The sequence below is a fragment of the Sulfuricurvum sp. genome, assembly GCF_023229695.1.
Classification (GTDB): domain Bacteria; phylum Campylobacterota; class Campylobacteria; order Campylobacterales; family Sulfurimonadaceae; genus Sulfuricurvum.
In genome coordinates this window covers 20223-46356 of sequence record NZ_JALNYS010000020.1, presented here as the reverse complement: position 1 = coordinate 46356, position 26134 = coordinate 20223, and the positions used below count along the sequence as shown (strand labels likewise).

Sequence of the window (26134 nt, the reverse complement as noted above, 5' to 3'; positions counted from 1 at the left end):
ATACCACTATCAAAACTACAACAACGGAGAAACCGATGAAAAAATTTCTAAGTATCGCACTGATTCTGGGGGCGACTGCCCTAATGGCATGTCCAAACCAACAAGGGATGATGAACTGCGGAAACGGCCCTATGGGAAATAAAATGGCGGGAAAATGCCAATGCGACACCTCTAAACTTCCGAAACAGTTTGAAAATTTGGGGCTGAACGATGACCAAAAAGGGGAAATCCAAAAACTGCGCGAAGAGGCAAAAGCGTTCCATAACGAACATCACGAAAAAATGATGGCGGTTCTCACTCCGGAGCAACGTACAAAATTTGAAGCCTCTTTGACCAAAACCTGTAAAAAATGCAATCCGAAGGGTGCACCCCTCATGCCCAAAAACGGTATGGGATGCAAAGCGTGCGACACTAAATAAGCATGATTAAAATCCTCCTGATTGAAGACGATCTCGAGATATCGGACCTGTTAGGGCAATATCTCGGCCGCTACCAAATGGAGGTGATCGCCTACCCCCACCCCAAAGCGGCTCTCGCTTCACTGGGGATCGAATCATACGATCTGGTTTTACTCGATCTGACCCTCCCCGATATGGACGGTCTGGAGGTGTGCAAAGAGCTCCGGCAGCGAAGCGATATCCCCATCATCATCTCATCAGCCCGAAGCGATCTGGGGGACAAGGTGATCGCTCTGGAGCTGGGTGCCGACGACTATCTCCCCAAACCCTATGAGCCGCGTGAGCTCGTCGCACGGATACAGAGTCTCCTTCGCCGCACGCGCGGTAAAATGGTTCAAACCTCCGCTGAAACCTTCCGGGTAGAGGAGAACGGCATCACCAAAGAGGGTTCCCTCCTCCCCCTCACCCGCGCCGAGTTTGAACTCCTTGCACTGCTGATTAAACACCGCCGCCAGATCATATCCCGTGACTTTATCGCCAACAACGTCGAATCGATCCAGTGGGAGAGTTCGGAACGGAGCATCGATGTTCTGATCAGCCGAATCCGCCAAAAGATCGAATCCAATCCCCGACATCCGACCATCATCCGCTCCATTCGCGGCATGGGATACCAGTTTACTTTATGATTGCCCGCCGCCATTCCGTTTTTTTCAAACTGCACCTTTTCTTTTTTCTGGCACTGCTCGTTTTGATCTTGCTGTTTCTCTCGGCGTTGCATGAGCAGGAACGGCAGAAGTTCCATCTCCTGACCCACCGTTCGATGGAGCTCTCCCAGATTGTCGAAGAGAGCAAAGCCCGCACCTGTATGGATCAGAACAACGAACTCGAAGCGGCAGGATTTCAGAGTATAGAGGGGAGAACACCCCATTGTGAAGCGATCCGCCTCCCTTCGCCGTTGCGTTCCAAACTGCGTTCGCGCAATATCTCCGTCACGATTTACAAAGATGATCAGGGGTTCATCTACGAACTTGCGGGGGAACACTGCACGATGTACTATCGGGATACTGCCGAGGGGCAAAGCTACTATTTTGTCTGGTTCCTCTTTTTTGCCCTCTTCGGAGGACTGGTAAGCATGTATCTTCTCCTGTGGCAAAACCTCCGTCCCCTCAAAACCCTTTTTGAAGAGATCCGCCGCTACGGCGAAGGGGAGATCGATATCAACATCCGAAGCAAAGGGAGGGACGAAATTGCCCTCATCTCCAACGAATTTCAATCCGCCCTCGAAAAGCAGGCGAAGCTCAAAGCCTCACGAGAGCTGTTTCTTCGAAACATGATGCACGAACTCAAAACCCCCATTACCAAAGGGAAACTGATCGTCGAACTCGAAGAGCCGCGTCCCAATATCCTCCTCCTCGGAAAACTCTTTTCACGGATGGAGAGCCTAATCACGCAGATGGCGGAAATCGAAAAAATGCACGCATTTGCGCTGGAACGTGAGAATGCAAAATTGGAGACTCTCATCAATACGGCTCTGAAAAATCTTCTGATCTCCGAAGAAGCGGTACGTGTAACAGGATGCCAAAAAATGCTTTACGTCGATCCTCTTCTCTTTACCAGTGCTCTGCAAAATCTAATCGACAATGCCCATCGCCATGCATCCTCTCTGCCGATCATAATCGATTGCACCGACGAGGGGATTTGTGTCCGTAATCACGGAGAGGCACTCAATCGTCCTATTGAAGAGGCCTTTGAAGCTTTTGTCACCGAGCAAGGGAGTGGAGGATTGGGATTAGGGCTTTATATCGCCAAATCGGTGTGCGAACTGCATGATTTCAGCCTCAATTATCGGTATGACGAAGGGGTTCACCGTTTCTGTATCCGCTTTACGCAAACGTCCCTTTCACGGTGAGCCTGTCGAACCTTTTTCCTTCGACAACGCGTTTCCTTAAGCTCAGGACAAACGTCGCTTAAAATAGACCCATATCAGCGCCGAAACCGCTGCCATCGCAAAACTAAGGGCCATCCCCAGCGTCATCCATTCGCCGATGAGATACCCGATCTGCGCATCGGGGGCGCGATAAAACTCGACCACTCCCCGTCCGATGCCGTATGCCACGCCATAGAGCAAAATCAGCTCCCCCTCGAACGCTTTGCGCTTGCGGTAGAGATAGATGATGACAAAGACGACGATCCCTTCCACAAACGCTTCATACAGCTGCGAAGGGTGGCGGAGGGTATCGTAGACGAATATCCCCCACGGCACGTCGGTCGCACGACCTACGAGTTCCTGATTGAGAAAATTCCCGATCCGTCCGAAGACGTAGCCCAGCGGCACCGAAACGGCAACCAAATCCATGAGCCGTCCGAACGGAATCCCGTGACGACGGTGATAAAGATAGGATGCGGCCAAAAAGCCGATGATCGCCCCATGAAAACTCATTCCCCGAATCCCGGTAAACTCTCCGTCGACAAACGGATTGAATATCTGCCACGGATGGCTCAGGTAATAGGAGGTATGGATATCGTAAAAAAGGACATACCCCAACCGCGCCCCCAGAATGACACCGATTTCAGCATAGATAAAATAGTCGTCCAGCTCCATTCGGGTAATCGCGATATGATCTTTTTCAACGATCCATTTCGCAATCATGAGTGCAGAGAGCAGCGCCAAGACATACATTAACCCATACCAATGGACAGGAATGGAGCCGATCGTAAACGCTACCGGATTAAAATGCTCGTAAATGTGGTTCCAAAATTCCATTATTGTTCAATTCCTTTAATATCTTTTTGAAGTTCACCCAACTCCTCTTCGATAAATTCCTCTATCGCTTCTAGGGAAGGGAGATTAATTTTGTATTTTGAAACAAAAAGCTGATTACTTAGCCCCGCCGTAGCATACTCTACTTTGGTATGATTTTTCGTCGCACACAGTATCAGACCGATAGTTTGTAATTCGTCAGGCAGTGCCTGACTTTTTTGAAACGGCAATGCAAATTGGTCAGGCACTGTCTGACTTATTTGAGGATATGTCAAATAAAATTGTCTAAATAGCTTTAAATTTGTATTTGAAAGAGCTTTGATATTACTCAAATTACGTGCTAAATTTTCAAGCAAGCTCACATTCAATCGCTTCTTTAAGAGGTTTCAACATCGTCCGTACAATATTTTCAATAATAGCCATGTTCACCCCTTCATAATCGTGCGCAATAAAGTTGCGAACATTGTAAGCCCCTTTGGCATATTCAGCCAATATGTCATCCTCAAACTTCATTTTTCCCAGTGTTTCGCCTATCTGCAAAAACGACATCAGCACAGCAGGTTTAGAGATACGATGAGAGAGGGCATCGGTGACAATGCCATTGTGTTGTGCGATAATGTATTCAATATCATCGATCATTTGAAGTATAAATTCGAGTTTCGATTTAGACATTGACGACATCCGCTAAAATGTATTTTTTACCGACAGCGTTCAGGGTTTCGACATCGACGAAATCGATCTCTTTTTGAAAATCCCGCTTCAACGCTTCTTTGGTATCTACGATATGATTGATCGCATTCCAGCCATTGTATTTTTGTAAATACTGATTGATATCTTTGATTTTATACAAAATATCGATGTCGCTTTGCTCATTTGCTTCGTCACGTGCATAGCTACCAAAAAAACCGAGAAGTATAAACCCCTCCTTTTCATATTTTGGTTTGAGAAGTTTTAGTTTTTGAGATATATCCTCTTTTGTCATCGATCAATCCTTCGATAGATGGTGTGAACCATTGTACACCCTTAGGGTTAAAACGTCACCACTTTCCAATCACTTTTGAGTGCCTGCGTTAAAAACTCTCCCGTATGGGTCGGCTCGATCCCCAGTGCGCGGAGCGGTTCCGTAACCCCGTAATCGTCGCTGCAAACGACGCATACCGAAGCTTTGACACCGCTCTCTATGACGTTGGCTACCATTGCTTGCAACTCGGTGTTTTCCGCCAACAGTTTCGCCGAAGGGCCCCATACCATCAGATGCGCTTCATCCCAATAGCCGCGCGGCAAAATAACGCTTCCGTACAAAAGGACGAGTTTTTTCGCGACCTCGATTTCGCCGCTGCTCCATACAATGAGGAGCTTATCCATGTTTGTGACCTTGTTGATGCTGCCCCATGATCTGTTTCATCACCTCTAAATTTTGATCCAGACGGTACGCTTTTCCGAATCCCATCACGACACTGCCGCTTTTAGGGGAGAGTTTAAAAAGGTGAAAATCTCCCATTTGGGTCAACGACGTCACCAGTTCGGGATCAAAATGGGCTTTGAAACGCTCGATCGCAGGTAAATACAGCTCCTCTTCACGCGTGATTTCAGTGACATCCGCTTCAATCGTCACCCGCTTGCGGGCAAAGGGCTGTACACATTGGGATTCATCTTCGACAAACAGCAAAGAGACTTTGGGATGTACCAAAAGATTGCGTCCATGCTGAGCAACGGTACTGATGAGGATGTAAAAATCATCTCCTATCCGAATATAAGGAGCGGTACTGGCATACGGTTCCCCCTCAGGGGTGAGAGAAGCCATAATGAGGGTTTGAAACGTCTCTAAAAAAAGTTCTACTTCCTGGGTTGTCATTGTTTCAACGCCTCGGCAATCAGTTCAATCGGATTTTTAAAGACGACGTCAACCTCTGCCTCATGCATCGAATTATTGATCTGCATCCGGCATGCGCTGCACTCTGCCGTGACGATCTGGGCACCGCTGTTTCGGATCATCGCCGCTTTGGGTTTCCCGGCTGCCTGAGCGAAATGAAACTTCTCCGTCTGCATCGTTACTCCGCCGAAACCGCAACAGGCATTCGGATCACTCATCTCTTTAATCGTATAATTTTGAGAGACCAGACGACGCGGTTCCTGATATATCCCCTGCATTTTTCGAGCATGACAGGGATCATGATAGGTCACTACGAGATCGCTTCGCCCTTTGGACGCCAAGAGGGTTTTAAGCTCACTCTTTTGCTCCAGCCACTCGGTCGCCATAAAGATTTTGCTTTTCAGTTTTTTGGCACGCTCCAGCCATTCGGGCTGATCGTGAAAAAAATGTTCATAATCGACCTTGATCATTGCGCTACACGTTGCTTCGGGGATCAGGATCGCTTCAACCTCGTCCATAAAACTCTCAAAATAGACGATATTTTTCTTGGCATTATGGTCCACCGTCGCGAAATCCCCCGTAAAGTAGGCGGGAGCACCGCAGCAAAGCTGTTTTTTGGGGATAAACGCATCGATTTGGAGCGCTTCCAATATCTCCAAAAGCCCCTTGCCGATCTCGGTGTAATTGTAGTTGGCGAGACATCCGATGAAGATTGCAACCCGCCGTTTCCCGCCGTTGGGGATGTTTTCGGGATAGCTGTTGAGAAACGACGTTTTCCCCAGTGAGGGAAGCAGGCGGTCTTTTTTGATAATGGGGAGGGAAAATCGGGGCTCCATCGATTGCGTTTGGGCTTTTATTTTGAAGCCGCACGTCTGAAAAACGTATCCGAGCTTAAAAAGGATGTCCATCGTCGTACGGTGGCGAAGCAAAAAGAAAAATGCTTTTTTAAACCATGCGATTCCGAATTTTTCGGCCAGATCGGCACGTACCTGTTCGATAATCATATCGGTCGGAAGTGCTTTGGGACAGACATCGACACAGTTGGTACACAAAAAGCAGCTCTCGAAAATGTCTTTGGCATTTTTATCGAGTTCAAGATATCCCCGTTCATAAGCACCAAGCAAATCGATAAATCCGCGCGGACTGGTCACTTCATCGGCATTGACGTTGTGAATGGTGCAAACGGGGATACATTTTCCGCATTTGATACATGCATCCGATGTTTCCGTATAATTAAAAATCTCGTGAGGTTTTGACATACGTTATACCGTTTTACTAAACGCTTTGTCGCTCATCGCATGACGCTTCATGTAAGCGTCAAACGGCATCGCGATATTACGGATCAGCAGGGTCCCCGTAGGGGAACATTCGATCGATGTCGGTGTTATCGTAATAAGATCATCCTCTTCAAAAGGTTTCAACGCTTCGAGGGCATCGGCAAAATAGTCACCGAATTTTACGCCGTATTTTTGTTCGAATCGGGGTATGTCGAGTTTGAAGTTGCTCATCAGCTCCATAATCACATATTGGCGGATACGGTCATCCTCATTGAGGGCAACTCCCCGTTCAAACGGAAGCTTACCGGCATCGATTGCCGCTTCATACGCGTCCATCTCTTTAAAATTCTGCGCATAATAGTCAGCACCCTCGCCGATACTGGTGAGTCCGATACCGATTAAATCGGCCCCCCCTTTGGTCGTATACCCTTGGAAATTGCGGTGCAACTCCCCTTTATCGATCGCTTTAAAGAGTTCATCTTCGCTTTTGGCAAAGTGGTCCATTCCGATCATCCGGTACCCTTGAGAACTCATATAATCGACCGTGTAACGCATGATGGCCAATTTTTCCGCCGGATGGGGCAGCGTCGTCTCATCGATTTTACGCATCGTCTTTTTTAACCACGGCACGTGGGCATAATTGAACACCGCAAAACGGTCAGGATTGAGAGAGACCGATTGTTCCAACGTCTTTTTAAAGGTCTCTAAATTCTGATACGGAAGTCCGTAAATCAAGTCGACGTTGACACTTACCATATTGTATTTGCGGGCCAGTTCCATTGCCGCTTTCGTAATCTCATAGGGTTGAACACGGTGAACGGCGACCTGCACTTTTTCGTCAAAATCCTGAATGCCGAAACTAACACGATTGAATCCGGACTCACTGAGCACTTTCATCTGCGCTTCGTTAATGTGACGCGGATCGATTTCACAACTGATTTCCGCATCTGCCGTAAAGTTTTTAAAATGGTTTTTAATCGCGTCAATCGTCCGTTTCAACTGATCATCATCCAAAAAGGTAGGGGTGCCTCCGCCGAAATGGAGCTGAATCACCGGACGGTTTACATCAATATGGCGGCTCATGATTTCCAATTCACGGGTAAGATACTCGATATAACGCTCTTTTTTATCCTCTTTTGAGGTAAAAACGACGTTGCATCCGCAAAAATAACAGGCATTCTTACAAAAGGGAATATGAAAATAGAGCGATAACGGCCGTGACGGATCCTGAGTGTGAAGTTTTTCCAGATAAGCTTCATACGTAAATGCATCGCTAAACTCTAACGCTGTGGGATAACTGGTATAGCGGGGACCGGGTTTGGAGTATTTAGTAAATTTGTCAAAATCAAGCATATGTCATATCCGTTTTGTAGTATAGTTTACGATTATACCCATTTGGATTAAATATCGGCTAAAATTACCCCCTTTTAGGGTAACAAGAAGAGGCTGAATCCAAAAAATTTAGTCAGAGCATTTATTATTTTAAACTTTAATGCGATAAAATAATCACATTTAGAAATTACTTTTCGATTAAAGAGGATTCATGAGTCGTATCAAAGTACTGATTGTGGAAGATGACGAAGTCACCGCAATGAATTTAAAAATGTCATTGGAAAAGCAAGGGTATGACGTCGTATCGCTTGCAGACAACGCTACAACTGCTCGAAATAAAATAAAAATTTACAATCCGGATATTGCCCTTATCGATATCGGACTTCAAAAAAGCAGTGACGGAATTGAACTTGCCCAATACATTCGGGACAAAAATCCGCTCCCTTTTATCTATCTGACGGCGCACTCGGATAATGATATGCTTGCAAAAGCCAAAAAAACAGAACCCTACGGGTATATCGTCAAACCTTTTGATCCCGTCAACCTCCACACGACCATTCAAATGGCGCTGTACCGTTTCAAAGAGGAGAAAAAAAGAAGCGCCGATCTGGATGAGCTGAAATCGTCACAGGAACATCTCGAAAAACTGGTGTTTGCCAAAAAACTCTCCGATAAACCGATCGTCGAATTTGGTGACGGATACCGTCACGATACCGGTCTCGGAGAGACCTATTACCAAGGGAAGGTTATTAAACTGACGAAAAAAGAGAACGCGTTTATCCGCCTTCTTGTCGCTCAGCTGGGGACCGTCGTTGATTTCGAGCAGGCGATCAATTACGTCTGGGAGACCAAAGGGGCAACCGATAACAGTGTCCGTACCCTCGTATGGAGACTCCGCAATAAACTCCCTACCGATGTCATTAAAAATGCCTCCGGAGTGGGTTACTATCTCGAAGATTGATTCGGGTTTTTCACCCGAATTTGTTCTTAAATTCCCTCTCCATCACGCCATAAGCCTCGTTATAATCAAAAGTCGTATCTTCCGCCAATGCTGATTCTTCGATCAATGCCGCAAGTCGGGAGAGCTCTTCAAAGCGAAAATTTGCACTCGAGCCTTTAATGGAATGGGCGATATGGGCCAGTGTCTCATACGACCCTTCTAAAATAGCCGATTTCAGTTCCTGAAAAGAGTTTTTCATTTTCTTCCGGTAGATCTCCAAAAGCTGATTCACCTGATCCTCCTCCAGCATCAGAGCATTCATCAGTTGCTCCATATCGATATTGGAATACTTGGGAGTGACCCGGGCTTTGTTTCCCTTAACGATAAGTTCCGATGCCAGATATCGTTCAAATATCTGTTCAATCTCTTTGATTACGATCGGCTTTCCTAAAAACGCGTCATATCCGTTCTTCATCGCCTTATCGGAAGCCCCTTTAATCACATTGGCAGTCAAAGCGATAATCGGGGTACGGGAAAGGGTATTCTCGTTTTCGTAAACACGGATCGCCATAGTGGCATCATTCCCGTTCATCACCGGCATCTGCTGATCCATCAAGATCACATCAAAAGAGCCGTTGCGATACCGTTCAAGTGCTTCTAGCCCATTCGATGCAACCGTACATGAAATGCCGTAACGCTCCAAAATAATTTTAATCAGCTCCTGATTGGCAAAATTATCCTCCGCTACCAAAACCTTCCCTTTAAATCCCCTCACCGGTTTGGGAGATGCTTCAACCTCTTGGCTCTGTCTCCCCTGAATCCCCAAAACATCATTTAATACCCTTTGAAATTTGGTACAGTAGATCGGAAAGGTCAACGACACGATATTCGGAATCTTGTCATAGCGGTCATCCAGGAAATCCATAATGGCGATGGAGGGGATTTTCCGCTCAACAATCGTTTCGATCACAGCATCATCGATTGAACTCTCTAAAAAAATCACCAGATCGCATTTCTCTTCCACACTCTCAATATGTCGGATAGATAACCCGAAATAATCCCAATACCGCTGCAAGGACTCCAGTTTATAACTCTCTTTAGGGTGTACCGAAAGCAATCCGAACGAAAAAGCTTTAAAAACCGATGGATCAAATTTGACCAATTCACACTCACGATTCACCTCTACCGGAAGACTGAAGGTAAACGTACTCCCTCTCCCCAAAGATGATTCAAGCCCTATTTTTCCCCCCATATGTTCAGCCAACTGCTTACAAATCGAGAGACCAAGTCCCGTGCCACCACTTAGTTTACCGACGGCTTCCTGAGCTTGGGAAAACGGATCGAAAATACGTTCTTGATCACTTTGGGCAATCCCCACCCCTTCATCACGAACCGAAAGGGTCAAAATCCCATCGTTAAACCGTGCTTCAACATGAATCATCCCCCCCCGCTTACTAAACTTAATGGCATTGCTCAAAAAATTTCCGACAATCTGATTGATTCGAAGGGCATCGGCAATGAGCTCATAGGGGATAGAGGGGTCAATATAACTGGTAAGGGTAATACTTTTTGCATTGGCACTGGGGACGAACAGCTCCATCGTATGCGATATCTCATCATGGATGTTAAAAGGCTGCGGATCTACGGTAAATTCACCGCTGCGCAATTTTGAAAAATCGAGAATATCGCTGATGATCTGGAGAAGATTCTCGCCGCTGTTACTAATGATATCAAGATAGTTTTGATGGCGTGGGGAGGTGGCTTCATCTTTAAGAAGGGCGACAAAACCCAAAATCGCATTCAAAGGGGTCCGTATCTCATGTGACATGTTAGATAAAAAGTACTCTTTTGCTTTTCCGGCATTAATGGCCTCTTGTTCTTTACGATAAATCGTATCGGTGTAGAGTTTTAATACCGCTGCCAGATTGTAATCCAGTATATAACTGATCTCGTCAAATATCTCCTGATCGTTAATGTTCAGTCGGTAGGTTGCATTGATGGTGGCCTGTTTGAAATAGGCACAGAGGATAAAAAGCTCATCAGCCCGCAGCTCCTTATTTTTCAGGTATTCGATCAGTTCAGCCATAATGGGGCACTCCCCCATCTTGACAAATCCTGAAATCACCCCGATAAAATAATCAAAAACATTGTTTGCATACTGAGTCAGAAAAATAGTGGAATCGATCTTGTGCCGTTTTAAAATAGCCGCACACTGCGTGTCACTTACCCACTCCAGCAAAATAGACTCTTTTGCCGCTACCAGATTATTTTCGGATTTTACCAGCTTTTCAAAAACACTACTTTTCATCAATTCTCCGTACTGTTTTGCTACAATATACATTATAAAGGATTTACATGACATATTATTCGGATATGATACTCAAAATAGTTAAAATAGGGGTGTTATTACTGCTTGCAGGAGTGGTAGGATCGATCGGATTGGGGTTTGGGTGGATTGATTCGGCACGTGAAAGTGCATTACACTCTTTTTTTGCCTATACGATGATTGTAAGTACTCTTTCACTCCTGCTCTATCTGGCGGGGAGTTATATCGAATCCAAAAAGCTCATCACATGTACCGGATGCAAATTGGTCAATTACGTCGGAAATTTTATTATCTATCTCGTATTGGTTGCAGTGCTCGGTACAATCGATCTCTTTCTCTATTAAAAACTGACTTTACGCACCTTGTCTAAACAAGTGGGAAAAGGTTAGTACTCTCCCGTATCCGAAAGATACGGGAAGCTTCAGGGGGTTGTAGGGAATTTAGTCCCTGCCACTTTACGGGCTTTGCCCGGAAAGTGTGTAACATCAGTTAAAAAGGCCACCACCTTTTTTTTATCCGCTTTGAGAGGAGTTTTTCGGCCTCTTTTTGCCTTTTTTTATCCAGCTTATCCAGAAGTGTCCCGCCAAAAAGCATATCAATTTTCCGTTGAAGCGTTCGTGAAAATTCCCCATCTATATTTGCGTGACACAACTCTCCATACCGGTTTTCATACACCACCTTGATCATATCATGGCGCTTAATCGGTGCTTTAAAATCTGGATAATAGGCACTCTCCTCCTCGTGCGTAGACTCACCGCTTGTCGCGATGATGCGAGGGTTGATCAGCTCCATCACCCCCTCTTCAGAACTCACCACTACCGCACACGCGGGGATGGCAATCTGTATCGCGGCAATAGCGCTCAAACCGTGATGCGCCATCGTATCGTGCATATTTTCCAACAGTTCAAACAATTCATCATCAAATTTCCGTACATCCGCAGATACGTATTTGATCCGCTCATCCGGATAGGTGATCAACTCTTTAATCATGCTTGCTCATTCTCCAAAGGGAACCCCCCGAAGAGGGGTTTTTTTAGTGGCTTTTGCGAACCACGATCAACATTTTAATGTTAATAACAATAAAACGGATAAATTGCCAGATTTTACACGTACGCATAAAAATGACAAAACCTGTCGGAACCATTGTCGTAAAATTTGCATCGTACGGTTTGATATATTTTTCGATTTCTTTCATAATATTCTCCTTTTTTTATATTGATGTTACACACTTTTCGGGCAAAGCCCGTAAAGTGGCAGGGACGGCCCAGCCGGCACTTCGTGCATCGTCCGGGTTCCAAAGCTAAAAAAGCCAAGCAGTTGGCTTTTTTGACGCTTTTCACCCATACAACCCCCTAAAGCTACCCGCATCTTTCGGATGCGGGAGATTAACTCCTCTTGACGTACTTTTCAAAGTGCGTCAAATCCGTTATTCAGGGATCATCGTCCAGCCCGGATTGAGCTTGGCTTTGTAGATGAACATATGGTGAAGGATATGTTTGATCCAGTGTCCGGCCAAACCGATTTCACCGAAAGTATAATCCAAATCACGCCCAAGTCCCGGATAGGTTTCAAAATCCGGTACAACGGGATAAACGGTCAATGCCGCAGCAGTACCGTCAAACAACCCTTTCCCGGCAGAAGCGACACATGCCGCTCCCATATGCGCCATAGAAGCTTCATGCAGGTGTGCATCCGGCCCTTTTTTGATCAAATCACAAATACTGTGGGCAACCGCTTTACCGATAATACCGCTCGGCATACCGGTACGCGGAGGAGTTGGAGAAATCGGCGTACCGTTTGGCGAACTCATCGGTTTGGAAATCGGATGCGGCGGAGCAAACGCGATTCCCGCAGCGAAAAGATTTTTATAGGTCGGATTTTGGTACGTTTTCGGCCAATCGGATGCCTTCCAGTTGTCGTACGTTCCCGCATCGTATTTTGCATCAACTTTCATAAATCCGTTCGGGGCAAATACGGTTGCCGTGATGTCTTCTCCCGCTTTGTTATACGCCTTAAGTCCTACCCCGGCAAACGGCGGGATCAACATAGCGAAATCAAAACTCTCTTCTCCCATTGTCCCATCCAGCAGTTCATAATGAACTTTGCCCGCTTCTACTTTATTGACGCCCGCACCGATCAGCCATTTGACGCCGCGCTCCGAATAGAGCGACTCGGCAAAAAGGCGTGAAGAGGCCGCATATCCGCCGCGCTTCATGTGAAGACCGCCGATACCGAAATCCCCGAGGAATGATTCATTCGAAATCCATTGGATATCCGCCAATTCACGGACCCCGGCTTTACGCAGTTCATGTTCGATATTAAAGATATATTCGAATGCTGCCCCTTGACACGTACACAGTCCGTGCCCCGTACCGATAAGGAACTTTTGACGCTCCCCTTTTTTCATTTTGGCGATGCATTTTGAAAACTCTTCGGATGCGTGCGCCGCATGGTCCGCCGTACAGACGGAAACGGTATGCTCTCCCAACGTAGAGCCTTCACCCAAGCCCGGTGTTGCACCGAAGTTAAGTTTCGGTCCCGTAGCGTTGATCAGATAATCATACTGAACCTCTTCGCTTTGACCCGCCTTCCCCTGTCCGGTATATTCAACGGTCACAAACGGCTTGGTACTGCTTGCGCTCCCCTCCGGATTAATACTGACTGCTTTTGCTTGTTTATAAGTGATACCCGCTTTTGCGTATACGGGAGCAAGGTCAAAAGTAACTTCCTCTTTGGCCATCTGACCGACACCCACCCAAATATTCGATGGAATCCAGTTCCATTTTGCATTGGGGGTTACTACGACCACCTCATGCTCTTTGCCAAGCCAATCGGCTGCAAACGTCGCAGCCGTATGCCCTGAGACTCCGCCGCCTAGAACAACTACTCTTGCCATTGCTTCTCCTTCAATTTATCAATTTATCTGGGAATGATTATATTACCATTACATCACATTTATATCACATTCTTAAATTAACCATTGTTAATTTGAGTAAAAAATTTCTACAAGCAATTGCTGTTACTTTTCTTCTCAGTCATCAAATATTATAAAATTTTGATAACTATTTCATACACATTATTCGACAGATTTGGATGGTTTTTAATCCGTTCCAACGCATTTTTCATGGCCGGCTTATCTTCGGAGGAGAGTTTCTGATAATTTTTAAATGCCCCTGCCAACCCCGAGGCAATCTGGGGATTAATGGTATCGAGTTCGATAATTTTATCGGCAACAAAATCGTACCCTTCTCCGGAGCGGCTGTAAAAGGCGATCGGATTGCGGGCAAAACTGCCGATCAGAGCACGGACCAGATTCGGAACTTTCAAATCAAATGCCGGATCGTTCAAAAGTTCAACCACCCGTTCCAATGTCCCTGAGCGCCGTGAAGAGGCACGAATTGCAAAATATTTGTTCATTAAAAGCTGTTCGTGCGCATGACGCGCGTAGAAATCCTCAAATGCCCCCTCTGCCAGTGCCGGGGCATAGTTCTCGAGCAAATCAAGAGCCCCCAAACGGTCGCTCATCGAAAGCGACCTATCGTAATGCATTTTGCACATCTCGCCGAGCCCCTCCTCTTCCAAACACATCAAGAAACCCAAAAGGCGATTTTTAAGGGCCCTGTTCCCCATACTTTTACCGTCAATCGCACAATTATCGGGCGCATACAGCCGATTGATCTGATCTTCAAGTACGCTTCGGTATCGAAGGGCAACTATTTTTTTAAGTTTTTCCGTCGCACGGTTGATCGCGGCGACGTCAATGACCGCCTGACGCTGCATCAATGCCGTAATCGTCGGAAGCTCCAGCAATTGTGCTTTAAACATCGGATCCAGTGAGGCATCGCTTAAAATAACGCCGAAACTCTCAATGAAACGCTCATCCGCCTCTGCAGAGTCCATCATGGATTCAAGCGTTTCCAGCGCAAAACGTTGTGATGCTTCATACCGGACGTATCCGTCCGAATCGTATGCCATTAAGAAGGGGTAATCCACCTCATCGCATTCAATTGTGACAGGAGCGCTGAAATGACGGTTCAACGAAAGGCGCGGAGGCGTTTTGATCGACGAGAAAATAATTTCGCTCACCGCTTGATCGATCCACATCACATCATTATGGAAAAGGGGAACATCGGAGGTGATCAGCGGATAACAAGAACCGTCTTCCGCGAGTAGCGCCAATTTCAACGGCATCGCATACGGCAGCTGCTCGCAGTTTTGAGTATTTTTCGGTATTTTTTGGATGATTTTTAATCGCAACTCTTCGGCCGATCCATCGTATGTACTGCTGACCTGCAACACCGGAGTCCGTTCTTGAGAATACCACCGCTTAAACTGTGTCAGATCAATCGGGCTCTCCTGCTCCATCGCCCATAAAAACTCTTCGGTTCCCACCGCTTGGCCGTCAAAATTTTCGAAATAGCGCTCCATCGCACGACGGAATCCCTCTCTCCCCAAAAGCGTATGGAGCATCCGAATCACTTCGGCCCCTTTCTCGTAGACGGTCGCCGTATAAAAATTGTTGATCTCCATGTAATGATCCGGCTTGATCGGATGGGCGGTCGGGCCGGCGTCTTCGACGAACTGACGTTCCCGCAATGCGCGGACATCATCGATCCGCTGGGTCAATTCTGAGTTCATATCGGCACTGAAACACTGATCCCTAAATACCGTCAGTCCCTCTTTGAGCGTCAGTTCAAACCAGTTACGGCACGTGATGCGGTTGCCCGTCCAGTTGTGAAAATATTCATGGGCAATGACACTCTCAATCCCCATAAAATCTCCGTCGGTAGCACTCTGTTCATCGGCCAGAACGTACGAAGAGTTAAAAATATTGAGCCCCTTGTTCTCCATCGCCCCCATATTGAAACTGTCGACTGCAACGATATTGTAAACCTCCAGATCGTATTCGCGCCCATACTCCAACTCATCCCACTCCATCGACTTTTTGAGTGAGCGCATCGCATGACGGCACTTCTCCTCATTTCCCAGATCGCAGTAGATCGCCAAAGCGACCGATTTGCCGCTCATCGTCGTGTAGCTATCGTGAATACTCCCCAAATCACCCGCCACAAGGGCAAACAGATAGGAAGGTTTCGGAATCGGATCTTCCCAGACGGCCAAATGTCTTCCGTTGTCCAAAGTTGCCGTTCCCCGTAAATTGCCGTTGCTGAGCAAAATCGGACACGTTGCCTTGTCGGCAATAATCTTCGTCGTAAATCGGGTCATCACATCGGGGCGGTCAATACAGTAGGTAATCCGGCGAAACCCCTCGGGCTCATTTTGGGTGCACCAGATGCCTCCGGAACGGTACAACCCCTCCAACGCCGTATTTTCATCCGGATAGATGCGGGTAATAACCCTTATGGTCGCCGTATCACGATCCAAAGGGAGAAGAATCGCATCTTCCTCTTTTGTGTACATCCCCTCCTCAACCAAAACATCATCCACCCACAAAAGCTCAAGGTCCATCATCTCGCCGTCCAGTCTGAGTTCCTTGGCCTCGGAGTTTTGGCGTTTGATCTCCATCACATTGTCGACACGCGTTGAAGTGGAATCAATGATAAATTCTAACGTACAGGTTAAAACGGTATAGGGACTCGGCTGATAATCTTTTAAAAAAATGGTAGTATGCGTTTGCTGCGTTTGCATCGTTCTCTCTTGCTGTTTTTTTGAAATCATACTCAAATTACACCACACTTAAGGCATAAAAATTCAAAAACAAACAGCACGCACGACGTCACCCGCTACCCGATTCTAACCCGCATTCGAAGAGATCATCGGAGCTTCCGTTGCGCTGCACCCTCAACCCTTCTGCGAGAATCGTTCAGCTCATCGCGTCCATGCTCAAAAGCAGCTCATCCATTTTTTGATCAACCATGCCGACATACTGCGTCAGGTCCATCATCTCCCCCATGTTTTGATTCAACGCTTCGCTATTGTCGCTGATGGCCTGAATTAAAATATTAATAGTGGCCGAAATTTCCGCCAAACTTCTCTGAGTCCGCTCCGCCAGTTTACGAACCTCATCGGCGACCACGGCAAAACCCCGCCCGTGATCACCCGCCCGTGCCGCTTCGATCGCGGCATTGAGGGCCAAAAGATTGGTCTGATCGGCGATATCCCCGATCGTCGTCAAAATTTCTTTGGTCTCTCGAGCATTGCCGGCGAGAGATTGAAGATTGTCGGCAAGATCGTGCTCTTTTCTTGCAACACTCTGAATACGCTCTACGGTCGTATTGATCATTCCGTTAAGTTCCACAAACTGGGTAGAACGGAGCGCTTCAATCGTTGCTTTAAGCTGCTTTGTATTGTTATTCAGTACCTCTTTGGCCTCGATATTCAGATGTTCCATCGATTCCAAAGCGAATCCAAGATCATTAATCTTTGCCAGCATCCCCCCCATTTTGGCCTCGACATTGACATTGGCACGGGTTGAAAACTTCCCCTCTCCCAACTCCGAGAGGACATGGATCGCATTATCCAGATTCCCTTCAATCGCGTTAATCATATTATTCATCGTTTTGCGGAGCAAATGGACATGCGGCGTTTTAGAATCGCTCTCCACACGGCATTGATAATGCCCCTGCCCCACTTTATCGGAAAGCAAAACCATCTCACCCGCTACCAATGTATCCTGACACAGCATCTCTTCATAGGCGATTACCAGCGTATTGATCTTCTCTTCCACACTCCCGGGAGCTGCTTCCAACAGTGGCATCCGATTCCGTTTGAACTGCATCAATTCCAAAAAATCATCCAGATATTTTTTGATCCCCTCAGCCGATTCGCAACGCCCAAGAAGCATCCCGATTGAAACCAATAGCAAAACAAACAACAGTGCGATCAGAAGTACCACACTCTGGGTCACCGCCCCGATCACACCTCCAAGAAGTGCCAACAGTGTCAAAATAGAAATTTTTACCGAATTTTTCATCTCGCCCCCTTATCGCATCGGCTTATAGAGCTTTTCCGCTTCGGCGATCTCTTTTGCCGATGGCTTACGTCGGCATGATAAAAATCCGCATCTTCCGGTATTGCAGGCTACATTCGGATAAACGGTCGCATAAACCCAATAATATCCGCCGTTTTTGGTCGAATTTTTCACATATCCGGACCAAATCTCTCCACGCTTCACCGTCTCCCACAAATCTTTGAAAGCTGCTTTCGGCATATCTGGATGGCGAACGATACTGTGCGGTTTTCCGATCAATTCATCAATTCTGTACCCTGCAATTTTGCAAAAATCATCATTTGCAAAAAGAATTATCCCCTTCTCATCCGTTTGCGATACCAAAAAATCGGTATCTTTCAAGACATATTCCCCACCCATAGTCAATACCTTGCCATAACATTGTGATAACCAAGATTATAATCTAAAGCAATTAAGCAGAGACATCATAACTACTTATAAATCACGATAAGTATTAATAGAACACAATTGGTGTAGAATGGTAACAATAAATCAATCACAGAAACCGCATTCAGGAAAATACTGTTATTGAAGAGATAGGGGTCACACTTGCCGATGATGCCAAAAGCAGTGCGACTCTTTCAGCATCATCCCTTCACAATATCTTATTGAGTCGGTATTATGGTATACTCGACTCGATTTATACGATAAAAATAGATTCAGAAAATCTTGCGGTTGACGAAAATGAAAATCAAAAATACCTTGCTGTACGGTAGAAGCATAAGCCATATCGGTTCCCTCGAAGATAGAAAGATTCTATTGATGATCGGACGTAGTGATTTTACGAAAGGGTCTGTTCCTCTCCAAACCATAAGTCTCCTCTTGTCTCTTCAAGACCATACTTTACTCTGGTACGGAACAGAAATACCCTCGAAAAGCAGCTATTTTAAAAAAATCGTTAAGTTTTTAATACCCGGTCTCTATCTTCAAAAAATTATCCGAAATCTCCTATCTGCAGTACTTCTCATCCCCTACCCCTCTCGATGGAACTACATCTGGGCGAATACGTATCCAATCGTGCAGAATAACGGCTTGAATACCTTGTATCACGCCCTCAATGAAACTAAAAAATTACGTCAATTCATCCAATGTCTGGGACAGGACAAAGAGATCATTATCGTATCCCATTCATCTGGAGGCCGAATTTCATCCTCTATCGCAAATCTCCCAACCATTAAAAAACTGGTATGCTTTGGCTATCCGTTCAAACATCCGACCGAGCCGGAAGACGTAACGCGCACCCTACATTTGGAAGAGATACAAACACCCTTTTTAATCATTCAGGGAAAAGAAGATGAATATGGCGGAACAGATATCGACAAACATTATAACCTCTCATCCTCCGTCACATTACTCTATGTAAATACAGACCATGATTTTAATCATATAACCGATGAAGAGTGGATGCGAATAGCAACCCGAATCAACAAGTTTTTAGTAGAATGAAAGGGAGTGTATTATGCGTGTCTAGTGGAAAGGATTGGCTATTCAATTTCAAAATCAATGTTGAGCAGAAATTACAGTATGGAACGTTCTAGTGTTAATTTTTGAATAGGTGAGAATTTGAATGGAATTTACTAAAAAGTTATCTCTAAAAATGCTTGCTGCCCCTATTCGTTACTCCACTGATTCTGATTGAAGATACCCAAAATCACTATATTATCCCCATCGATCAAATAAGGTACGGTGTAACCTTTATGGACTAATTCGCGATAGCCATCATCATTTGGCCGACCTTTATTTGGATGATCGGTTAATGTTTCAATAGCGGATTGCAAACTGCGGTTAAATGCCTTGGCGGCACTCTTTTTGTCTTTGGCGATATAATCGATAACCTCGCCTAGCTCATTCTCAAAGCGTCCGCTTCGTCTAATCCTCAATGGCTGTCCATTTCATCGATACGCTTATCCATTCTATCCCAAAAATCTTGGTCGAGTGGATAGGTCTCCATCTTCCCGCTTTTGTACTCTTCTACACGGCGTTTCATCTCATCGGCATACCACGGGCGTGACGGTTCAATCTTTGCCGCCTCTTTTGGAAGCGTTTTTAAAAAGGCGATTACTTGATCGGCGAAACTGTCGTTAATGGTGATCGTCATAATATCCCCCTTTTGTTTCATTGGGAAAATTATAGCACTTTTGAGAGTAATGTATTGTTTTAGATAAAAGGATGTTTTATGAAGTTTTGAATGGGTGATTTAAAAAAAAGATGGTGGCGGGGGGGGGACTCGAACCCCCGACCTCCGGCTTATGAGACCAGCGCTCTAACCAGCTGAGCTACCCAGCCATCTTGTGACGTGTGTAATCGAATGAGGGTGGAATTATAATGTCTCATACCTTATTTAAAACTAAAAGTTACCACAAATTTTGAACACCGCAGGTATACTCACCCTATTATATGTTATTCAACTCATACATATTGAGTCATAGTGACTAAGATGATTGACAATTTACCCAAACTCCTGTACAATCCCGCACACAAATCAATCTAACCATAAAGGAAATGCTATGAACTTCCAACCGCTGGGAAAACGTGTCTTGGTACAACGTCTCGAAGAGGCGACCAAAACTGCTTCGGGTATTATTATCCCCGACAACGCTAAAGAGAAACCTTCGCAGGGTACCGTCGTTGCCGTAAGTAACGAAGTAGAAAACGTAGCTGCAGGGGATACCGTTGTTTTCGGTAAATATGCCGGAAATGAGTTAACACTCGACGGCAAAGCCTTTTTGGTCATCGAAACAGATGACTTACTCGGAATTATTAAATAATAAAATTTCAAAGCGCACAAATGTGCACGGGCTTTCTGCCAAAGAAAACCCAGTGTTAACGTAGTCAATCGGGACGCGTTCCGATTGCGTATAAATTAAAATAATTAAGGAGAATACTATGGCAAAAGAGATCCATTTTTCAGACGACGCACGCAATAAACTCGCTGCAGGGGTACAAAAACTTACCGATGCGGTCAAAGTAACCATGGGGCCGCGCGGTCGTAACGTCCTTATCCAAAAAAGCTACGGCGCACCCTTGATCACCAAAGACGGTGTATCGGTTGCCAAAGAGGTCGAGCTCAAAGATACTCTTGAAAATATGGGAGCACAGCTTGTCAAAGAGGTCGCCTCCAATACCGCTGATGAAGCGGGTGACGGTACGACTACCGCAACGATCCTAGCTAACGCGATCTTCCAAGAGGGGCTTCGCAACATCACCGCAGGGGCCAATCCGATCGAAGTCAAACGGGGAATGGACAAAGCGACCGAAGCAATTTTGGCAGAGCTCAAAGCCGCATCACGCCTGATCAATGATAAAAAAGAGATCGCACAAGTGGCTACCATCTCCGCAAACTCGGATGAGCGTATCGGCGCAATGATCGCCGAAGCGATGGACAAAGTGGGCCGTGACGGTGTCATCACTGTCGAAGAGGCAAAAGGGATCAATGATGAGCTCGACGTTGTCGAGGGGATGCAGTTTGACCGAGGCTACCTTAGCCCGTACTTCATCACCAACTCTGAGAAAATGACCGTGGAACTTGACCATCCGTTCATTTTGCTGTTCGACCAAAAAATCTCAAACCTAAAAGACCTTCTTCCGGTATTGGAGCAAGTCCAAAAAAGTTCACGCCCCCTTCTTATCATCGCCGAAGACGTCGAGGGTGAAGCGTTGGCAACCTTGGTCGTCAACAAACTGCGCGGTATTTTGAACATCACTGCGGTCAAAGCTCCGGGCTTCGGTGACCGCCGCAAAGCGATGCTCCAAGACATCGCGGTCCTTACCCGTGCACAATTGATCAGCGAAGAGATCGGCCGTACATTGGAGAGCGCTACCGTAGCCGACCTCGGTCAGGCTGCGCGTGTCGTGATCACCAAAGACAACACAACAATCGTTGACGGAGCGGGCGATAAAGATACAGTCAACTCACGTATCAAAGAGATCCGTACCCAAATCGAAAGCACGACCAGCGAATACGACAAAGAGAAACTCCAAGAGCGTCTTGCAAAACTCTCCGGCGGTGTTGCGGTTATCAAAGTCGGTGCCGCGACCGAAACCGAAATGAAAGAGAAGAAAGACCGCGTCGATGACGCCCTCTCCGCTACCAAAGCGGCAGTCGAAGAGGGGATTGTTATCGGAGGCGGTGCGGCATTGATCCGTGCGGCGGCAAAAGTATCCCATGATCTGAGCGGCGATCAAAAAATCGGATGGGAAATCATCCTCCGCGCCATCAAAGCACCGGTCAAACAGATCGCTGAAAATGCGGGATACGATGCGGGCGTCGTCGTCAATACGATCGTCATGTCCACCAATGAAAACCTCGGTTTCAATGCGGCTACCGGTGAGTACGTCGATATGTACGAAGCGGGGATCATCGATCCTCTCAAAGTTGAGCGTGTAGCCCTGACCAACGCAACGTCGGTATCAAGCCTTCTCCTCACCACCGAAGCAACGATCCACGAGATCAAAGAAGAGAAACCTGCAATGCCGGACATGGGCGGAATGGGCGGAATGCCGGGGATGATGTAAGGACGCTACGAAAACGATAAACACTTATCGTTTTCGTGTCCGAAAACAAAGATAGACTGCCTCAACTCTCATCTACCGCTACCCTCTTCCCTTCCAAATGCCTCAAATAATCCGAATCAAATTCCCATCAATCATTGTTCCAATAATAAATTTTGATGATTAGACCTATTGAATACCACGAAACCTTTATTGCTCAAAGGGGTAGGCCATCACCTTGTTTTTTCCGGTTTTTTTTGCTTTGTAGAGAGCACTGTCAGCTTTGGCAACCAAATCTTCGAGATTCACTTCGCCGGAAAACTCCGCTATTCCGATACTACACGTGACATTATGCGGTTCTGAAAAATCGTATGCATCCAAAGTTTTTCGAATCTGTTCCGCCATGATCGCAACATTTTCAAGAGATGTCTCGGTAGCCAGGATTAAAAATTCTTCTCCCCCCCAGCGGCCGAAATGGTCCGTCTCCCGAATCATTCCTGTAATAATTTTTGCGACATTTTTCAGAACTTTGTCTCCGCTATTGTGTCCATAGATATCGTTTATTTTTTTGAAATTATCGATGTCCAAAATAATAACACTCAGGGGTTTGAAATAGCGGGCAGCCCGCCGCAACTCTTTTCTAAAGACATTTTCGATGCATCTTCGGTTGTACGCTTTTGTCAGATGATCAATGTTACTGATTTTCGTGAGTGACCGATTCTTGATTTCCAACTGGCTTTGATAGGTATGAATCACATGGGCATACCGATTTAGAATTTTTCGAAGGAGGTAAAACGAGAACAGAATCAAGATGATGCCGAGTGCGATCGAGATACCTCGGATGATCGCAATTTGTTTTGCATAGCCGTCCATATTTTTGACAAAAACGATCTTTCCGATATCTTCCCCCAAGACACTTTTCATGTCGGTCACGAGAAATACCATATTTTCTATCCCGTTGCAATTGACCAATACATATTTGTCCGATAATACCGATGCCGGAACCATTGAATTTAGACAGATTTCTTGTGGATTAATAATATAATAGTGATCATTAAAGGAGATGTATTTTAATTTTTTGTTATTTTTATGGATAATTTTGAAAATATCTTTATTCACAAAAACAATGCTTTCAATGCCATAATTTTTACTAAAAATATCAAAAACATAGTTCATATCAATACCGAACTCAAACGACCCGATATGCTCCCCCTTTTTATTAAAAACCGGCAATGCAACCCGGTAATTGATGCCGTACCGTCCCACTTCCATCCCGATTTGTTTTTTCTTTTCATGATTGACCCGGTTGATCATGTATCTAAAATCGCTCAGATCATCCCCAAACTTTTCCGGTTCATGAAGGCGCAAAAAACTTCTGCTCTCTTTGGTATGAAAATGCATAATCTTCAAATGGGGATTTTGGGCTACCAATTCTTTGTAAATCGGTGCGGTCAACTTTAATAATTGCTTCCGGTCCCCCCTCTCGAAAGCATCAATAACAGCATCATTCATTAAAATACTATTGGCGACCGATTCATAATGCTCACTCACTAATTGAAACGTATTGGTATAGATTTTCGACGCGACATCGCGTTCTTCGTCAACGATTGTCTCCAAAACAAACAGATAATGGAGGTGTCCCATGTATAAAAAAATGATGGTGATAAAACCGATAAGGGACATTAAAACATATATCATCCGCTTCGACGTTTGAACAATTCTCAAAATATCTATCCTCTCAATCAAAGCAATAACGATGATCCATGCACAATTAAATAGAGTAATTTATCACAAAATAATCTTATTCTACCATTTTTTATTCTTAATTAAACTTATTTATTTTCCAATACTATATTTTTAGACGTTTTTTAATGTTTTTGCATACGTTTCGGTATTGGTGCAGCTGCCGGATAGAAATCGTGATGATTTGAAAAAGAGGATGGTGAGAGAAACTGCCCTTCCCAAAGGAGAGCAATGTGCCGTATCAGGAAAGGGCTAAAATCAGCGGTTCCGGGTTTTGTTTTCCCATACCGAATGCAAAAATGCAATGGCAATCAGGGCGATCCCGATTGTCCCGGTCACCGCTTCGCTGATGTGGGTCGTAATCTTCATCAGCATGATACAGGCTAAAATCCCGATCGCATAGTGGGCACCGTGTTCGAGGTACTGAAACTGCGACAGTGTCTTATGCTCTACGAAATAGAGGGTGATACTTCGTACAAACATCGCCCCGACCCCAAGACCGATCATGATAATAAAAATATTGCTGGTCAGGGCAAATGCTCCGATAACGCCGTCAAAACTGAAACTCGCATCCAATACTTCCAGATAGATAAATCCGGCGATACCGCTGCGGACCGTATCGGTTGAGAGGAAATCATCGACCGTATTGAGAAGAGAGTGGAGCAAAACACCGTACATATAGGCCATCATCACCCCGAAACTCCCGGTAATATGCCCCAGTGTAATACCGATCATGATCGCCAAAATCAGCTCGATATTTGCAACACTTGAAAATTTTTCCACAATTTTCGAATTCTCGACCAGCTTGACCCATTTAATCTCCCGCTCTTCAAAGAAAAAATCCAAAAAGACCATCAATAAAAAGGCTCCACCGAAAGCAAAAATAGTCGTTTCGGTACTTTTGAGAACCGCTTCGTAACGCTCCGGTTCATTCATCGCGACCTGAAGAGTCTCCATCAGCCCCATCCCCGTCACAATCGCAACGATCGCCAACGGAAACAGCAGCCGCATTCCGAAAACCGCGATAGGGATACCGAAAACGATAAACCGCTTCTGCCATACCGGGTCCATTGTTTCAAGCACTTTTGCATTAACCACCGCATTATCAAAAGAGAGAGAAACTTCCAATAAAATCAGAAGAAGCGTAATGTAGATAGCGGTAAACCCGCCAAGATAAAAAGAGGCGATCAATCCCATCGCCATAATGACGAATGAACTGTAAAAATAGCGCATGAGTGCCCTTTAGATTAAAGATGGGGAATTATAACCTATATGTGGGCATTGTGCCACTGTACGAGGCTTAGGCGATACCCCTCGCGGACCGGCAGCACTTCATGAGAAAAATAGGGATTACTTAAAAAAACGACCATATCTCCCGCCTCGGGGCGCAGGGTAATCGTATGGCCCGAAGCATCGCAGAGGTAGTTAAACAGAAGCTCTCCTCCGCTGAAATGGTCGCTATCGGTCGGATGGGGAGTATAAGAGGTGGTAAACAAAACGGTGGTGAGCTTGCGCGTCGGAGCAACGGGGAGAAAACCGACCGTATGGCCTTCCCGGTCACGCAGTTCGCTGGAATCGTCACTGTGTTTGACGTAAAACGACCCCTTCTCGTATCCCAGCACCTGCACATCGGTCGATTCGGTAAGAGAGAGGGAAAAAAACGTTTCGATCTCCCGGCGAACTGCGGCAAAACGCTCCTCATAGCTTGCACGGTGCCCAAAGCTCAGCGTATGAATATCGGTTTTACGGATTGCCGTATCGATGTCGCGGCCTCTCAAAGCCGCTTGGACCGCTTCGCGATCGGCCAGTGCCGCTTCGGTAATGGCGCGGCATTCGGACGGACGCAACACCCCTTCAAGAACCATGTAGGGGAAATCGTGATAGGGGTTAGGGAGCCGCTTGGTCGGGATATCCCACTCCCGCAACGCATCGCGGGCATAAACATAATTGCTGATCTGATGCATGATCCATCCTTTTCGAAGGGATAAAATCCCTTCGACTGCGCTAGCCGCTATGGCGCTAA

28 protein-coding genes and 1 tRNA gene are annotated in these 26134 nt (G+C 45.9%); 8 read left to right on the top strand and 21 right to left on the bottom strand.

The window, feature by feature from the left end:
• Positions 1 to 35 precede the first annotated feature (35 nt).
• From M0P91_RS13245 to M0P91_RS13235, 3 genes are read left to right on the top strand one after another with little or no spacing between them, the layout of a single operon-like run.
• Positions 36 to 419, top strand: a complete 384-nt coding sequence (locus M0P91_RS13245) for a hypothetical protein (protein WP_295068350.1) — start codon at positions 36 to 38, stop codon at positions 417 to 419.
• A 2-nt stretch (positions 420 to 421) separates the two neighbouring features.
• On the top strand, positions 422 to 1084 hold the full coding sequence (locus M0P91_RS13240) for a response regulator transcription factor (RefSeq protein ID WP_295068348.1): 663 nt from the start codon (positions 422 to 424) through the stop codon (positions 1082 to 1084).
• A complete protein-coding gene (locus M0P91_RS13235) occupies positions 1081 to 2307 on the top strand; it encodes an ArsS family sensor histidine kinase (RefSeq protein ID WP_295068346.1) in 1227 nt (408 codons plus the stop codon). The genes M0P91_RS13240 and M0P91_RS13235 overlap by 4 nt, the downstream gene beginning before the upstream one ends.
• 42 nt (positions 2308 to 2349) lie before the next feature.
• Here the strand turns inward: M0P91_RS13235 and lgt are convergent, their stop codons facing one another.
• The 8 genes from lgt to hemN are packed head-to-tail and all read right to left on the bottom strand — an operon-like array spanning position 2350 to position 7662.
• The gene (gene lgt / locus M0P91_RS13230; protein ID WP_295068344.1) at positions 2350 to 3162 is read right to left on the bottom strand and encodes a prolipoprotein diacylglyceryl transferase; all 813 of its coding nucleotides are present in this window, start codon (positions 3160 to 3162) and stop codon (positions 2350 to 2352) included.
• Positions 3162 to 3521 carry a PDDEXK nuclease domain-containing protein gene (locus M0P91_RS13225; RefSeq protein WP_295068342.1) on the bottom strand — a complete coding sequence of 120 codons (360 nt, stop codon included), beginning with the start codon at positions 3519 to 3521 and terminating at the stop codon, positions 3162 to 3164. Before M0P91_RS13225 ends, lgt begins: the two co-directional genes overlap by 1 nt.
• The gene (locus M0P91_RS13220; RefSeq protein WP_295068340.1) at positions 3508 to 3831 is read right to left on the bottom strand and encodes a HepT-like ribonuclease domain-containing protein; all 324 of its coding nucleotides are present in this window, start codon (positions 3829 to 3831) and stop codon (positions 3508 to 3510) included. The genes M0P91_RS13225 and M0P91_RS13220 overlap by 14 nt, the downstream gene beginning before the upstream one ends.
• Positions 3824 to 4141, bottom strand: coding sequence for a nucleotidyltransferase family protein (locus M0P91_RS13215; RefSeq protein WP_295068338.1), 318 nt, complete (start codon positions 4139 to 4141; stop codon positions 3824 to 3826). The genes M0P91_RS13220 and M0P91_RS13215 overlap by 8 nt, the downstream gene beginning before the upstream one ends.
• 47 nt (positions 4142 to 4188) lie before the next feature.
• On the bottom strand, positions 4189 to 4524 hold the full coding sequence (locus M0P91_RS13210; protein ID WP_295068335.1) for a DsrE family protein: 336 nt from the start codon (positions 4522 to 4524) through the stop codon (positions 4189 to 4191).
• Complete coding sequence (locus M0P91_RS13205; RefSeq protein ID WP_295068332.1) at positions 4517 to 5014, bottom strand: HugZ family protein; 498 nt, start codon at positions 5012 to 5014, stop codon at positions 4517 to 4519. Before M0P91_RS13205 ends, M0P91_RS13210 begins: the two co-directional genes overlap by 8 nt.
• Positions 5011 to 6291, bottom strand: coding sequence for a (Fe-S)-binding protein (locus tag M0P91_RS13200; protein WP_295068329.1), 1281 nt, complete (start codon positions 6289 to 6291; stop codon positions 5011 to 5013). Before M0P91_RS13200 ends, M0P91_RS13205 begins: the two co-directional genes overlap by 4 nt.
• Before the next feature lie 3 nt (positions 6292 to 6294).
• The gene (hemN, locus tag M0P91_RS13195; RefSeq protein WP_295068326.1) at positions 6295 to 7662 is read right to left on the bottom strand and encodes an oxygen-independent coproporphyrinogen III oxidase; all 1368 of its coding nucleotides are present in this window, start codon (positions 7660 to 7662) and stop codon (positions 6295 to 6297) included.
• A 190-nt stretch (positions 7663 to 7852) separates the two neighbouring features.
• On the opposite strand from hemN, the gene M0P91_RS13190 reads away from it, so the two are divergent.
• Positions 7853 to 8602: a response regulator gene (locus M0P91_RS13190; protein WP_295068323.1), complete on the top strand. Its 750-nt coding sequence runs from the start codon at positions 7853 to 7855 to the stop codon at positions 8600 to 8602.
• Between the two features lie 10 nt (positions 8603 to 8612).
• Here M0P91_RS13190 and M0P91_RS13185 read toward each other — a convergent pair whose 3' ends face one another.
• Positions 8613 to 10889: an ATP-binding protein gene (locus tag M0P91_RS13185; protein ID WP_295068320.1), complete on the bottom strand. Its 2277-nt coding sequence runs from the start codon at positions 10887 to 10889 to the stop codon at positions 8613 to 8615.
• Positions 10890 to 10936: 47 nt separating this feature from the next.
• On the opposite strand from M0P91_RS13185, the gene M0P91_RS13180 reads away from it, so the two are divergent.
• Positions 10937 to 11251, top strand: coding sequence for a hypothetical protein (locus tag M0P91_RS13180; RefSeq protein ID WP_295068318.1), 315 nt, complete (start codon positions 10937 to 10939; stop codon positions 11249 to 11251).
• A 145-nt stretch (positions 11252 to 11396) separates the two neighbouring features.
• Here the strand turns inward: M0P91_RS13180 and M0P91_RS13175 are convergent, their stop codons facing one another.
• The 6 genes from M0P91_RS13175 to M0P91_RS13150 form a co-directional block, all read right to left on the bottom strand.
• Positions 11397 to 11897: a peptide deformylase gene (locus tag M0P91_RS13175; protein WP_295068316.1), complete on the bottom strand. Its 501-nt coding sequence runs from the start codon at positions 11895 to 11897 to the stop codon at positions 11397 to 11399.
• Between the two features lie 43 nt (positions 11898 to 11940).
• The gene (locus M0P91_RS13170) at positions 11941 to 12102 is read right to left on the bottom strand and encodes a hypothetical protein (RefSeq protein ID WP_295068313.1); all 162 of its coding nucleotides are present in this window, start codon (positions 12100 to 12102) and stop codon (positions 11941 to 11943) included.
• 231 nt (positions 12103 to 12333) lie between these two features.
• Positions 12334 to 13803 carry an FAD-dependent oxidoreductase gene (locus M0P91_RS13165; RefSeq protein ID WP_295068310.1) on the bottom strand — a complete coding sequence of 490 codons (1470 nt, stop codon included), beginning with the start codon at positions 13801 to 13803 and terminating at the stop codon, positions 12334 to 12336.
• Positions 13804 to 13952: 149 nt separating this feature from the next.
• A complete protein-coding gene (gene pepN / locus M0P91_RS13160; RefSeq protein ID WP_295068307.1) occupies positions 13953 to 16586 on the bottom strand; it encodes an aminopeptidase N in 2634 nt (877 codons plus the stop codon).
• 145 nt (positions 16587 to 16731) lie between these two features.
• Complete coding sequence (locus tag M0P91_RS13155; protein ID WP_295068304.1) at positions 16732 to 17841, bottom strand: methyl-accepting chemotaxis protein; 1110 nt, start codon at positions 17839 to 17841, stop codon at positions 16732 to 16734.
• Positions 17842 to 17850: 9 nt separating this feature from the next.
• Positions 17851 to 18237 (bottom strand): PAS domain-containing protein, encoded by a 387-nt coding sequence (locus tag M0P91_RS13150; protein ID WP_295068301.1) that lies wholly within the window; start codon positions 18235 to 18237, stop codon positions 17851 to 17853.
• A gap of 324 nt (positions 18238 to 18561) precedes the next feature.
• Here M0P91_RS13150 and M0P91_RS13145 point away from each other — a divergent pair, with 324 nt between their 5' ends.
• Positions 18562 to 19323: an alpha/beta family hydrolase gene (locus tag M0P91_RS13145; RefSeq protein WP_295068298.1), complete on the top strand. Its 762-nt coding sequence runs from the start codon at positions 18562 to 18564 to the stop codon at positions 19321 to 19323.
• Between the two features lie 164 nt (positions 19324 to 19487).
• Here M0P91_RS13145 and M0P91_RS13140 read toward each other — a convergent pair whose 3' ends face one another.
• The 3 genes from M0P91_RS13140 to M0P91_RS13130 form a co-directional block, all read right to left on the bottom strand.
• Entirely contained in the window at positions 19488 to 19757 is a 270-nt protein-coding gene (locus M0P91_RS13140; RefSeq protein ID WP_295068295.1) for a type II toxin-antitoxin system RelE/ParE family toxin, read from the bottom strand.
• The gene (locus tag M0P91_RS13135) at positions 19754 to 19975 is read right to left on the bottom strand and encodes an addiction module protein (protein ID WP_295068292.1); all 222 of its coding nucleotides are present in this window, start codon (positions 19973 to 19975) and stop codon (positions 19754 to 19756) included. The genes M0P91_RS13140 and M0P91_RS13135 overlap by 4 nt, the downstream gene beginning before the upstream one ends.
• 111 nt (positions 19976 to 20086) lie before the next feature.
• Positions 20087 to 20163 (bottom strand) — tRNA-Met (locus M0P91_RS13130).
• 221 nt (positions 20164 to 20384) lie between these two features.
• Between M0P91_RS13130 and groES the strand changes: the two genes are divergently transcribed.
• On the top strand, positions 20385 to 20645 hold the full coding sequence (gene groES / locus M0P91_RS13125) for a co-chaperone GroES (RefSeq protein WP_295068290.1): 261 nt from the start codon (positions 20385 to 20387) through the stop codon (positions 20643 to 20645).
• A 118-nt stretch (positions 20646 to 20763) separates the two neighbouring features.
• Positions 20764 to 22392 carry a chaperonin GroEL gene (groL, locus tag M0P91_RS13120; RefSeq protein WP_295068287.1) on the top strand — a complete coding sequence of 543 codons (1629 nt, stop codon included), beginning with the start codon at positions 20764 to 20766 and terminating at the stop codon, positions 22390 to 22392.
• Between the two features lie 186 nt (positions 22393 to 22578).
• Here groL and M0P91_RS13115 read toward each other — a convergent pair whose 3' ends face one another.
• From M0P91_RS13115 to M0P91_RS13105, 3 genes are all read right to left on the bottom strand, one after another.
• Positions 22579 to 24093 (bottom strand): diguanylate cyclase, encoded by a 1515-nt coding sequence (locus M0P91_RS13115; RefSeq protein ID WP_295068284.1) that lies wholly within the window; start codon positions 24091 to 24093, stop codon positions 22579 to 22581.
• Positions 24094 to 24369: 276 nt separating this feature from the next.
• A complete protein-coding gene (locus M0P91_RS13110) occupies positions 24370 to 25344 on the bottom strand; it encodes a DUF475 domain-containing protein (RefSeq protein ID WP_295068281.1) in 975 nt (324 codons plus the stop codon).
• A gap of 35 nt (positions 25345 to 25379) precedes the next feature.
• Positions 25380 to 26075 carry a 2OG-Fe(II) oxygenase gene (locus M0P91_RS13105; RefSeq protein ID WP_295068278.1) on the bottom strand — a complete coding sequence of 232 codons (696 nt, stop codon included), beginning with the start codon at positions 26073 to 26075 and terminating at the stop codon, positions 25380 to 25382.
• Positions 26076 to 26134: the final 59 nt, after the last annotated feature.